Below are 12296 nucleotides of genomic sequence, written 5' to 3'. Positions count from 1 at the left end.
GCAGGGCGGCGTGCCCTGCCCCGGCGCCCCTGACAGGACGCGAGCCCCGGGCGGGACGCACGTCCGGCCCTGGTCGCAGACCGAGCGACCGCTTAGTATGCGAGGAGAGCGGGACCCCGCCACCCCAGTCGAAGGTTCGTTGGAGGCCACCGGATGAAGGCATGGCGAGTGCACGAGAACGGCGAACCCCGCGAGGTCATGCGCCTCGAAGAGGTGCCGGACCCGGTCGCCGGGCCGGGAGAGCTGCTGCTGCGAGTACGGGCCGCGAACGTCAACTTCCCGGATGCGCTGCTGTGCCGGGGCCACTACCAGGTGCGGCCGCCGCTCCCCTTCACCCCGGGTGTCGAGATCTGCGGCGAGGTCGTCGCCGTCGGTGAGGGCGCGGAGGCGGAGATCGGAGCCCGGGTGCTCGCCCAGCCCCCGGTGCCCGCGGGCGGTTTCGCCGAGTTCGCCCTGGCAGACGCCACCACCGTACGGCCCGCGCCGCAAGGCCTCGACGACGCCGAAGCGGCCGCCCTGCACATCGGCTACCAGACCGGCTGGTTCGGTCTGCACCGCCGGGCACATCTCCAGGCGGGGGAGACCCTTCTGGTGCACGCGGCCGCGGGCGGGGTGGGCAGCGCCGCCGTACAGCTCGGCAAGGCCGCGGGGGCGACCGTGATCGGCGTCGTCGGCGGGCCGGACAAGGCCCGTACAGCCCGGGAGCTGGGCTGTGACGTGGTCATCGACCGCCGCAGCGAGGACATCGTCGCCGCGGTCAAGCAGGCCACCGGCGGCCGGGGCGCCGATGTCGTCTACGACCCGGTCGGCGGCGACGCGTACGCCAAGTCCGTCAAGTGCATCGCCTTCGAGGGCCGGGTGCTCGTCGTCGGCTTCGCGAGCGGGGTCGTTCCCAGCCCGGCTCTCAACCACGCGCTGGTGAAGAACTACTCGGTCGTCGGCCTGCACTGGGGCCTGTACAACACCCACGACCCGGGCGCGGTCGCCACCTGTCACGAGGAGCTCACCAAGCTCGCGGAGCAGGGCGCGATCAAGCCACTGGTCAGCGAGCGGGTGCCGTTCGACCGCGCCGCGGACGCCGTGCAGCGGGTGGCCGACGGCACCACCACCGGACGCATCGTCGTCACCCCCAACTGACCGGAAGGAGCCGCGCAATGGCACGCACTGAAGCAGCACGAGCCACGGCAGCACCCGTGGTCGACGCGGATGAACTGCGCCGCCGCGTCGGCGCTCTGCTCGCCGGGAACGACCCGGCCGGCACCGATCGCAGCACCTTCCTCCAGGCCCGCTTCGACGCCGGACTCGCCTGGGTGCACTACCCGGTCGGGCTCGGCGGCCTTGACGCCCCGCGGGCACTCCAGGCCGTTGTGGACGCGGAGTTGGAGGCTGCCGGCGCGCCTGGCAACGACCCCCGTCGCATCGGCATCGGCCTCGGCATGGCGGCCCCCACCATCCTCAAGTACGGCACCGATGAGCAGAAGCGGCGCTTCCTGCGGCCGCTGTGGCTGGGTGAAGAGGTGTGGTGCCAGCTGTTCAGCGAGCCGGGGGCGGGCTCCGACCTCGCGGCTCTCGCGACCCGGGCGGTCCGGGACGGCGACGACGGCGCCTGGCTGGTCGACGGTCAGAAGGTCTGGACCTCGAGTGCGCATGTCGCCCGCTGGGCCATTCTCATCGCCCGCACCGACCCGGACGTGCCCAAGCACCGCGGCATCACGTACTTCGTCTGCGACATGACCGACCCCGGTGTCGAGGTGCGTCCGCTGCGCCAGATCACCGGTGAGGCGGAATTCAACGAGGTCTTCCTGAGCGGCGTACGGATCCCGGACGGCCACCGGCTGGGCGATACCGGTGACGGCTGGCGTGTCGCCCAGACCACCCTGATGAACGAGCGCGTGGCGATCGGCGGCGCCCCGGTGCCCCGCGAGGGCGCGGGTGCCCCCGGCGCGGGCCGGGAGAGCATGATCGGGGTCATTGCCGAAACCTGGCGCGAGCGGCCCGAGTTGCGCACCCACGACCTGCACCAGCGGCTGCTGGAGCTGTGGGTGGAGGCGGAGACGGCGCGGCTCGCCGGGGAGCGGCTGCGGCAGCAGCTCGCCGCCGGGCAGCCGGGCTACGACGGCTCGGCGATGAAGTTGGCCTTCGCCCGCCTCAACCAGGAGATCAGCGGCCTGGAGGTGGAACTGCTGGGCGAGGAGGGCCTCACGTACGAGGACTGGGCCCTGCGGCGACCCGAAAAGGTCGACTTCACCGGACGGGACGCCGGCTACCGCTATCTGCGGTCCAAGGGGAACTCCATCGAGGGCGGCACCTCCGAGGTCCTGCTCAACATCGTCGCCGAACGAGTCCTGGGTCTGCCGCCCGAGCCGCGCACCGACAAGGACATCGCCTGGAAGGAGCTCGCCCGATGAGCGGACCGGACCTGCTGTACTCCGAGGCCGAGGACGACCTGCGGGCGGCCGTACGGTCGCTGCTCAGCGATCGCTGCGACCCGGCCGCCGTGCTGGGGCTGATCGAGACGGACCAGCCGTACCACGAGGGCGTGTGGAAGTCCCTCACGGCCGACATGGGCATGGCGGGGCTGCTCGTCCCCGAGAAGCTGGGTGGCCAGGGCGCCACGGCGCGTGAGGCCGCCGTCGTCCTGGAGGAACTGGGCCGCAGCGTCGCGCCGGTGCCGTATCTGACCAGCGCGGTGCTGGCCGTCGAGGCCCTGCTCGGCTGCGCTACGGATGACGCCGAAATCGCCGGACTGCTGGCCTCGCTCGCCGCGGGCCGTGCCGTCGGCGCCCTCGCGCTGCCGCTGTCCGCCGCGCCGGGGAGCACACCCCCGACGGCCGTACGGGTGGCGGAGGACGGGGCGCTGAGCGGCACGATCCGCAGCGTCGCGGGCGCGGCGGCCGCCGACGTCCTGCTGGTCCCGGCTCAAGGTCCGGACGGGTACGGGCTGTACGCGGTGGAGGCGGCCGCGACGGGCGTCACCGTCACGCCGCTCGTTCCGCTCGACCTCACCCGGCCGATCGCCGAGGTGACGCTCACCGGGGTACAGGGCCGCCGCCTCGCCGGACCGGGCGCCGCGGAGACCGCCGTGGAGCGGGCGCTTCTCACGGGGGCCGGGCTGCTCGCTTCCGAGCAACTGGGCCTGGCCGAATGGTGCTTGGCGGAGACCGTCCGCTACACCGGCGAACGGCACCAGTTCAACCGGCCCATCGGCTCCTTCCAGGCTCTCAAGCACCGGCTCGCGCGGCTGTGGCTGGAGATCGTCTCGGCCCGCGCAGCGGCCCGCAACGCCGCGGACGCCCTCGCGACGGGGAGCGCCGACGCCCCGGTGGCGGTCGCTGTCGCCCAGTCCGCGTGCTCCCGCGTCGCGGTGCACGCGGCGGAGGAGTGCGTACAGCTGCACGGCGGCATCGGCATGACGTGGGAGCACTCGGCTCACCTCTATCTGAAGCGGGCCAAGGCCGACGAGGTCGCCCTCGGCACCCCCGGCCATCACCGGGCGGCGCTGGCCCGGCTCGTCGATCTGGCCCCGCCGGCCGAGGTTCACTGAGCGCCTCGCCCTCGCGGTCGCCCTCGCTCTCGTACGACGGCACGTCGCCGGTTCTGTCGCCGATTCCGACGTGGTGGAGCCCCACGGTCCGTACACCTGGTCCAGGTGTACGGACCGTGGGGCTTTCCGCTGTTCCCCCTCCGACGCGCCGTCCGCTGCTCCCGGTTCCGACGCGCCGTCGGACTCCGCAGCGCGCCCGGCAGCATGCCCCGGCAGGTCGGAACAGCCCGGGCGAGAGTGAAGAGTGACCTTCCCCACACCATCGGCGCGTGAAGGTGGATGCCCCGTCCCAGCGCTGTCGGTGCGGACGGGGCCGACAGCACCCCGACGGCCGCAGTCGGTCGAGCGCCGCGGGCGGACGCTGAGGCCAGGAGACGCAGGGTACGAAGCGCCTGGCGGTCCCGGATCGGGAAGCTGTCCTCGTACCGACTGAGCCGCGGGGCACTGTAATTGACGATGTCAATCAATGTCCTAAGAAAAGGGTCATAACGGTCAATGCCCATCGGAGAGGTGCGTGTTATGACTCACAACGCCACGATTCGGTAGTTCCGTCCCCTGGATGCCATGGTGGGCGGCACGTTGCTGACGGGGGTTCCGCAGAGGGAGCACGGGCCGTGGAACCCGCCGCGCAGGGCGATCGGCTTCCGCACGACCGGACCTCCGTGCGGAAGCCGATCGGCCTGCGCGGCGGCCACGCTGCGGGAGGCCGCCCAGAACCTGGCCGCAGGAGAGCGGTTCGGCGAACAGCGACAGAACTCTGGGCAGGGGCTGTGCCCTTAGGTGAAGCCGCGCCCGATACTCGCTGACGTCCGCCCGCGCCGTTCCCCGGGAGGTTCTGTGCCCCATCCCACTCGCCGTCTCGTCGTCGCGTCCTTGGGCGGTGCCGCAGCAGGTACCCTCGCAGGCTCCTTGTCACAGGCCTGGGCGGCCGATTCGGCGCCCCGCCCGGCCGCCGCCGCTCGAGCTGTCACCGCGCAGCCGGCCGGGCACCACCCCGCTCCGCTCCGCCGCGCCCACGCGCACAACGACTACGAGCACACGCACCCGCTCGCCGACGCGCTCCAGCACCGCTTCACCAGCGTCGAGGCCGACATCTGGCTCGTCGACGGCAAGCTCCTGGTGGGACACGACATAGGTGACCTCAGCCCCGACCGCACCCTCGAGTCGCTCTATCTCGACCCGCTGCTGAAGCGAGTCGTCGCCAACCACGGCTCGGTCCACGCCGGTCACCGCGTGTCCCTGCAACTGCTCATCGACATCAAGAACACCGGCGAGGAGACCTACCGCGAACTGCACCGGCGGCTGCGCTACTACCGCTCCATCCTGAGCACCGCCGTGGGCGGCAAGGTCCGCACCGGGCCGGTGACCCCCGTCATCTCGGGGGACCGCGCGGCCCGTGGGCCCATGGAGGCGCAGCACCTCCGCTACGCCTTCTACGACGGCAGGCTCGACGACCTCGGCACGCATACGCCCGCCTCCTTCATGCCGCTGGTCAGCGCCAACTGGACGTCCACCTTCAGCTGGAACGGCGCCGGCCCGATGCCCGCCGACGAGCGCGCGAAACTGCACGACATCGTGGACGACGCGCACGCCCATCGGCAGCGCGTGCGCTTCTGGGGCACGCCCGACACGCCGAGCCATGAGCGCGATGACGTCTGGCACGAACTCCTCGACGCCCGAGTCGATCACATCAACACGGATGACCTCGCAGGACTCGAGCGGTTCCTCGACGCCTTCGACCGCACGCGGGCGTAACAGGGAGTCATCACCCGTTCGGCGGACGCCCGGATGGCCGGGGCGGTGCGTGCGATAGGCAACACTTTGGGCCGATCGCCGCTCCGTCCTCGCGGCCGAGGAGGTTCGCCATGGCCATTTCGATCTCAGTGATCTTCTTGCTCGTGATCCTGACCGTTGTCTTTCTGCGCAGCGGATCGCTGAAGCTCTCCCACGCCCTGGTGTGCATGCTGCTCGGTTTCTACCTCGCCGGCTCCAGCCTCGCCCCGACCCTGTCGGACGGACTCGCGGCGACGGCGGACGTCGTGAGCAGCGTCCGCCCCTGATGCCGTACAGGACCAACGCCGTACAGGACCAACTGAGCCCTACTGACGGTCTATTGAGCTTGGCGCGCGGCCTTCCGGCGCTCCTTGAGGCGCCCAGTACAACTCACGGCCGGGAGAACACGCCGATGCCGTCCGGCACCGGCCGCTCGGCCCCGCCGGACGGATGGTTGCGTACGGTGACGCCCGCCGCGCCAGGCTCGCGCAGTACCAGTGTCGACGAGCCTCCGCCGTCCAGATTGATCGCGTCATCGGCTCCCACGGTGTGCATCAGCGCGGCCAGTTCGCTGATGGTCACCCCCGGGCGGTTCTCCACCGCGCCGTCCAGGGCGAGGAGATGGAGGCGCCGGCCGCCCGCGCCGATCCCGGCCGCGGTCCTGATGGCGGCCGTCCGGTGGTCCAGCCCGGCGAGCGGCAGGCCGTCACGCAGTATGGGGAACCCGCCGATCGCGAACCGGTAGGGGACGTACGAGGCGGTGGCGGCCAGCCGGTGCCGCACCCGCACCCTGTCTCCGGTGCCCAGCTTCCGCAGCGTCTGGGCGCCCGCCTCCCGGCCGACGAGTACCACGGAACCAGCGGCGACCGGGCCGCTCCCCGGAGTGTCGGCGGAGCTCACGACGCGCCCACGGCTCACCGTCACTTCATGGGTGTCGGTGCTGCAGGGCGCGGCGCGGTCGGTGTCCGTACCGCAGGTCGCCCGGACCCGGGACGGCACGCCCCACTCGGGAGTGAACGCGCCGATGCCGCCGACCGGCAGGGCGTACTGGTTGAGGCCGCCGAGCCGCCGCGTCCCCTGGGGCGTGGTCACGGTGCCGCGCAGGGTCAGCCGGTCGAGCCGCGCACGCCGGTCCGCACCCACCCCGATCACGTCCTCAGTGGTGGTGCCGGGCGGCAGAGCGGGGCCGAAACGCTGACCGTCGGGCACCGCTGCCTTCAGGTGCCTTCCGGATGCGATGGCCGGTCCGACCGGGGCGAACGTCGGCTCGACGCCGGGGTGCTGGGTCTCCGAGATGTTGTAGAAGTCGCCGTTGACCCCGGCGACAGCACCGCGGGAGTCGGCCAGTTGCGACACGGGCGCGCGGGCCCCGACGGCTCCCGGGTGCAGCAGGTCCACCGAGACCCGCCGGTCGCGCAGGTCCACCGTCAGCAGATGGCCGTGTGCGGTGCCCTGCGAGCCGGACACCGAGAACTCCCGGTACGACAGGCCCGGCGCGACCTGCTCCGCCTCCGCGTACCGGACCTCACCGGTGGAACCAGCGGCGGCATGAGGCGCGGCGGCCAGAGTCACGCCGACCAGTGCGCACCACGCCAGCAGTACCGTCAGTGCCGTGCGTACCCGACCGATGTGTCGTGTCACCCCTGCCCCCCAGGTCGCTCCAACTGTGCTACCCAGCAGGCATGGTGACGATTACTCCGAGGTGTCGTACAGAAGGCGGGAGCGGATCAGAAAGCGAACGCCTTCCGGCGCCTCGAGGGAGAAGCCGCTGCCCCGCCCGGGCACGACGTCGACGATGAGGCGGGTGTGGCTCCAGCGTTCGAACTGGCTTACGGACATCCAGAACGGGACCGGCTCCTGCACGCCCTCCACGGCCAGGTCCGCGAGCAGCACATCGGAGCTGCCGGTGCGGAACTCGCCGTCGGAATAGCACATGGGCGCGCTGCCGTCGCAGCAGCCGCCCGACTGGTGGAACATCAGCGGCCCGTGGGCCGCATGCAGCCGCCGCAGCAGATCGGCGGCCGCGGGCGTGAGCTCCACGCGGGGGGCAGCGGCGGTCATCGGGGGCTCCCGGCCCAGCGGCGGCCGGGCCACGCGGGGGAGTGGCTCACCGGCACGCTCCGTGTCGTCCGTCGGTTCACGCACATCACTCCTCCGACCCGCACGGGGGCATTGACCAGGCGGACTTGGCGTCGTGTCCAAGAGGAGCAGAGGGCCCGTTGCGAGTACGTTGCGGCCCCCGGCCCGGTCGCGGCTCCGGGTGCGTTCAGCCGGTGAGCACAAGAGTGATGGGCGACGACGTTGACGATCAGGAAGAGAGCCGTCACAACTCCGGCGATCAGGTGGCGGCGAAATTCCGTTCGTGCAGAGCCGCGTTCACCTGCGGCCGACATCGGCCGTCTGCCGGCGCAGCCCGGAGTCCGCGGCTGCTGTCCTGCGTCACCACCTCGACCGGCTCTTCCCGGACAGCGGGCGCAGCGATGGAGAACCCAGGGCCCCGCGCGAGCAGTTCCCCCAGGATGGGCCGCCTCCGTCGCCCCGCCCGCCGGTCATCAGGTCAGGTCTGGAGCCGCAGCCGGACCGAGGCAGGCAGCCGGCGGCAGGCTGAGGGACAGCATCGTTGTCACCCGGTTGCCGCCACTCGGTCGCCCGCGCGGTCGCGCCCCCCGACGAAGAGACGGCCGACGGCCCATGCGCCGGGTCCGGTGAAGACGAGCAGCAGCAGCGACCAGCAGAACATCACGGACGCCTCTCCGTCGTTCTCGAATGGCAGAAGTCCCTGGCTCTGGTGGACGGTGAAGTACGCGTACGCCATCGCGCCGGAGCCGAGCAGCGCGGCGATCCGGGTGGCGAGGCCGAGCATGACAAGCGTGCCGACGGCGAGTTCTATGACGGCCGCGTACCACCCCGGCCAGGTTCCGGTCGGGACCGTGCCGCCCTTGCCGTCCGAGCCGCCGAGGACGCCGAAGAGGAAGGCGGCGCCGTGGCAGGTGAAGAGCAGACCGACGACGGCGCGGAAGAGGGAGAGTATGTACGGCTGGGCGCCGCTGAGGCGGGCGTTGAGGGGGCTGTCGGAGGGCATGACGAGGGACTCCTTCGGTGTTGGGAGACTGATGAGCCTCTAACCATGAGGAACGCCTCATCACGCTTACCAGTTCAATCTCCGGCCATTTTTTGCCGGCCGGGGCGCAGAACATCACGTAGCGGGATGCTCCGCCGCGACGCCGTACCCGCTTCCGGTCTCGAGGTGCCACCTCCCGGAAGCCGGTCGGGGGATGTGCCAGGCGGGCGCCCTCGACGCCCGCGCGGCCGTCCGCCGGTACCTGAGGGAGCGGAAGGCCGACCGTGCCGTCGAGGCCGTGACCACCTTTGCCACGCGGGTACTCGGGTGCTCCGTGCGCGCCCGCAGGGGGCCGGGCACCGGCGGCGCCCCGGGATTTCGGCAGCATCTGGCGCACGGGCGGGAGCGTCGACGCAGAGCCGACCCGTCGGCTTCTGACACGCAGTGAACCCGAACGCGCACGGGGGTGGCTGTATATTGGCACCCCGTACGAGGCCGGACGGCTGAGACTCGTCGTCGGCCCGTCAACATCGGCGATCGTTTGCAGGTGTTTTCGGCAGCACGTCACCCGAAGCTGCAAGCGATCTCGGCGCGAAAGCACGCGATCAATGACGTTGAATGAGGACATGCGGCGCCTGGTCGCGGCCCAGGGACTCGGATTCGTCGCCACCGTACGGCCGGACGGCACCCCGAGTGTGTCCCCCAAAGGGACGACGGAAGTGTGGGACGCCGAGCATCTGGTGTTTCTCGATCTGCACTCGCCGGGCACGGTTGCCAATCTCTTGGAGAATGCGGCAGTCGAGATCAATGTCGTCGACCCGGTCCGGCGCAAGGGATACCGATTCCGGGGCCAGGGCGAGGTGTTCACCGACGGCGCGACGTACGACCGTGTGGTTCGCCGCTTCACAGAGCAGCGCGGCACGGACCCGGAGCGGGTGAAATCCATCGTTCTCGTGCGCGTCCTGGCTGCGGAGGAACTCATCTCACCCGCCTACGACGACGGAGCGAGCGAGGCAGACGTCTCGACCCGGTGGAGGGCACGGCTGACCGCAGGCGAAGCAGGGTCCGCGCCTGACCGCAAGAGTTCGTCGTGAGCGCGCGGACCTCGGACGACGGAAGCGGGACAGCCCAGGCGATCTTCGACACGAAGACGACGGCCGAGACCGACAGGGGCATCCGTGCTGCTCCAGGGCGAGGATCGCGTGGCCGTTGACGCGAGCCGGTTTTTCGGCTGCAGCGGGCGTGGCGGAGGGTACGCCAGCCCTTGAGGTGGCCACGCCGCGCTCGACGGGGTTCCGCAGACGCGCGTGTGTGCAGCTGACGGGGACCTATGACAGTGGTTTCTGGGCGAGTCTGGCTGGGGGCCCGATCGCGCCGAATTCTTTTGCCTCCCAAGGGCGTTGAGCCACCGTGGGCAGCGCCGACCTCCACTTGGGGGCATGCCAGGAAAGGCCCGGCGTCGGACACGGTGTTCGAGTTCCGTGCCACGTCCGGTTACCGTCGCTACTTCGTCTCTGCCAACAGGTCGAGCAGGCTCTGGGCCCAGGACGAGTCGTAGCCGTCCAGGCGAGGCAGTCCGCCCTGGTTCGGGTCGCCCGTCCACTCGACGAACGGGCCGGGGTTGTGGGAGGCATAACCGCCGGACGCGAACAGATGTGGACTGCCCTGGATTTCGGGTCCTTCGGCGGTGCGCCACTGCTCGTACACCTCGGCCCGTCCCGCGCCACGCTGCATCGCCCCGGCGAGCGCCTCGGCGTCCACATGCTCACACTTCGCGGCGACGTCGAGGATCTCCGAGTGGATACTGATGCAGCGGCTCTCGACGTAGAAGGCATGGCGCAGCGCGGCATCCAGCTCGTCGCTGCCGCGCAAGCCGCCGACGGACGGGTCCTTCGCGGCCTGGACGGCCTCCAGCGCGGGCAGTGTGGTTGACGGGTAGTCCGACTCCGGCCCCGACCAGATGCGCCAGCCGAGCTCAGGCCTGCGCGCGCCGATCACGATGATCTCCGGCTCCACAATGAACTTGGGAGTGGGCTGACTGTTGAACAGTTCCAGAGGGAACGCCCGATGGTCGATCAGGATGTCCTGCCGGCGCTCGCGGGCCGTTGCGCGCAGTGTGTGAAGGGCGAGACTCGCCCAGGGGCATCCTATGTCGGACCAGGCTGTGACGGTCCCCGGTTCCGCAGCATTGCTCATGCTGGTCCTCCTCAGTTCTGTTCCTCGATCGGGACGCGCCCGCGCGTAGGGAACCCCATGGTGTGACGTACGAGTGCCCGGGCGCCCCCCTGCCGGATTCACTTCGTCAACTGCCCTGGTTCTCCGCCCCCTCCTGAACCGTCCGACCAGCGTCCGGCCCAGCAGCCGTCAACGCGACAAGATCCGCTGTGCGGGCGAATGATCGCCAAGGGCGGGGTCATGCACTCCGCACTCCATCACCGGTGGCGTCCCCCGGCCTTCCTGGGACCGCCGGGTTAACCACGAGTGGACGGGGACGGTCCTGCGGCGCCGATGGTGATCGGAACACCTAGAGCCGTACGCCGTTGCGTCCGATGACGGTCGCGGTAGAGGAGCCGGACGCTGGCCCGGGCACCGCCCCTCGGCACATGCGTGTGGTCTGCGCATCTGGGCGGGAGGAGGGGCCATTGCGCACATTGGAGGGGCTACTCCCAGCGACCGACCGTCCACCTATGACGGGACATCCATGAGTGCTGTTGCCCCATCCACGGACGACGTTCCGAGCGCGACGTACGCACCACCTCGAACCGGCTCATGTGAGGTGGTGCTCACAGAACTCTGTTCGGCGCTGTTCACGTCACTGCCCCGCAGCGATCAGCGAAGAAAGGGCATGGCGTATGTGCGAGGTCTTCTGGGGGCCCAGAAACGCAAGTCCATACGGAATATTGCGGCGCTGATCGGCGGGCAGGCCACCGAACAGAGCCTGCACCACTTCATCAGCGACTCCACCTGGGAATGGACCCCGGTACGCCGGGCGCTGGCCCGGCACCTGGCCGGCAGCGCTCCGCCACAGGCCTGGGTGATTCGGCCCATGGTCATCCCGAAGGCCGGGCAGCGCACCGTTGGTGTGGACAGGAGCTTCTTCCCCGCTCTCGGGCAAGTGCTGAACGCACAGCAGGCCATCGGGGTCTGGGCTGCCACGGAAGAGATGAGCGCTCCGGTCAACTGGCGGCTCCATCTGTCCCGGGCGTGGCTGGAGGACCGCCACCGGCGCAGTCAGGCATCAATTCCTGACCATGTGGGCGTGGAGACGCTGAGTGAGTGTGCGGTCGAGGCTTACGTCGAGATGATGGCGGGGTGGGACCTTCCGGTCCGGCCCGTGGTCATGGACGCCCGTGAATCGGATGCCGCGACCATCGTCCCGAAGCTCCGTGCCGCGCGGGTGCCCCACCTCATCAGGGTCAGCAGCACTCTTCGACTCAACGTAGCGGACCCTGCTCTGCCCGGCCGTCGTGCCGAGCCGTTGACGGCGCACCAGATCATGGGCGCGGCCGGGGACATGAGGCGTCCGGTCATCTGGAGGGAGCATGGTCGGGAGGCGGACGCGCGGACAGGCCTGGCCGCTGTCGTCCACGTCGGGATGCCGTCCCGGCCCCCTCGGCTCATGGGGGGGAACCCCCCACGGCGCGGGGACCTCTTCCTGCTCGGCGTCGGGGACAACGACCGGCGCTGGCCCACAGAACTGTGGCTTACCGACCTGACGGATATTCAGCCAACTGCCCTGCTGCGGTTGAGCCGGCTCCTCAACAGAGTCGACCAGGACTTCACACGGATCGCCGACCAGGTGGGCATCCGCGACTTCGCCGGTCGTTCCTTCTGCGGGTGGCACCGTCATGTCACCCTCGCGTCGGCCGCCCATGCCGTCGCTGCCCTGGCCGATATGTCGGGAGAGGAGTTGCGTTA

The 12296-nt window shown here is 70.6% G+C and carries 11 protein-coding genes; 7 read left to right on the top strand and 4 right to left on the bottom strand.

The window, feature by feature from the left end:
* Nucleotides 1-153 precede the first annotated feature (153 nt).
* The 5 genes from ABZW18_RS32985 (at nt 154) to ABZW18_RS32965 (ending at nt 5604) form a co-directional block, all read left to right on the top strand.
* A complete protein-coding gene (locus ABZW18_RS32985) occupies nt 154-1137 on the top strand; it encodes an NADPH:quinone oxidoreductase family protein (protein ID WP_356194774.1) in 984 nt (327 codons plus the stop codon).
* Nucleotides 1138-1154: 17 nt separating this feature from the next.
* On the top strand, nt 1155-2408 hold the full coding sequence (locus ABZW18_RS32980; protein WP_356194772.1) for an acyl-CoA dehydrogenase family protein: 1254 nt from the start codon (nt 1155-1157) through the stop codon (nt 2406-2408).
* Nucleotides 2405-3544 carry an acyl-CoA dehydrogenase family protein gene (locus tag ABZW18_RS32975; protein WP_356194769.1) on the top strand — a complete coding sequence of 380 codons (1140 nt, stop codon included), beginning with the start codon at nt 2405-2407 and terminating at the stop codon, nt 3542-3544. The genes ABZW18_RS32980 and ABZW18_RS32975 overlap by 4 nt, the downstream gene beginning before the upstream one ends.
* Before the next feature lie 837 nt (nt 3545-4381).
* Nucleotides 4382-5299, top strand: coding sequence for a phosphatidylinositol-specific phospholipase C/glycerophosphodiester phosphodiesterase family protein (locus tag ABZW18_RS32970; protein WP_356194768.1), 918 nt, complete (start codon nt 4382-4384; stop codon nt 5297-5299).
* A gap of 110 nt (nt 5300-5409) precedes the next feature.
* On the top strand, nt 5410-5604 hold the full coding sequence (locus ABZW18_RS32965; protein ID WP_356194765.1) for a hypothetical protein: 195 nt from the start codon (nt 5410-5412) through the stop codon (nt 5602-5604).
* A gap of 103 nt (nt 5605-5707) precedes the next feature.
* On the opposite strand, the gene ABZW18_RS32960 is transcribed toward ABZW18_RS32965, so the two are convergent.
* The 3 genes from ABZW18_RS32960 to ABZW18_RS32950 all read right to left on the bottom strand — a co-directional run bounded on the left by ABZW18_RS32960 (nt 5708) and on the right by ABZW18_RS32950 (nt 8399).
* A complete protein-coding gene (locus ABZW18_RS32960) occupies nt 5708-6958 on the bottom strand; it encodes a phosphodiester glycosidase family protein (RefSeq protein WP_356194762.1) in 1251 nt (416 codons plus the stop codon).
* A gap of 51 nt (nt 6959-7009) precedes the next feature.
* On the bottom strand, nt 7010-7378 hold the full coding sequence (locus tag ABZW18_RS32955) for a DUF779 domain-containing protein (RefSeq protein WP_356194776.1): 369 nt from the start codon (nt 7376-7378) through the stop codon (nt 7010-7012).
* A 562-nt stretch (nt 7379-7940) separates the two neighbouring features.
* Entirely contained in the window at nt 7941-8399 is a 459-nt protein-coding gene (locus ABZW18_RS32950) for a DoxX family protein (protein WP_356194759.1), read from the bottom strand.
* A gap of 587 nt (nt 8400-8986) precedes the next feature.
* On the opposite strand from ABZW18_RS32950, the gene ABZW18_RS32945 reads away from it, so the two are divergent.
* A complete protein-coding gene (locus tag ABZW18_RS32945) occupies nt 8987-9472 on the top strand; it encodes a pyridoxamine 5'-phosphate oxidase family protein (RefSeq protein ID WP_356194757.1) in 486 nt (161 codons plus the stop codon).
* 409 nt (nt 9473-9881) lie between these two features.
* On the opposite strand, the gene ABZW18_RS32940 is transcribed toward ABZW18_RS32945, so the two are convergent.
* Entirely contained in the window at nt 9882-10574 is a 693-nt protein-coding gene (locus tag ABZW18_RS32940) for a DsbA family protein (RefSeq protein WP_356194754.1), read from the bottom strand.
* Nucleotides 10575-11223: 649 nt separating this feature from the next.
* Here ABZW18_RS32940 and ABZW18_RS32935 point away from each other — a divergent pair.
* Nucleotides 11224-12296, top strand: a 1073-nt coding sequence (locus ABZW18_RS32935; protein WP_356194752.1) for a transposase, incomplete at its 3' end; no start/stop codon positions are given.

Source organism: Streptomyces sp. NPDC004647, from assembly GCF_040609575.1.
Taxonomy (GTDB): Bacteria; Actinomycetota; Actinomycetes; order Streptomycetales; family Streptomycetaceae; genus Streptomyces.
Note: the sequence above shows the minus strand (reverse complement) of the source record. Positions and strands in the feature narration are given on the sequence as shown.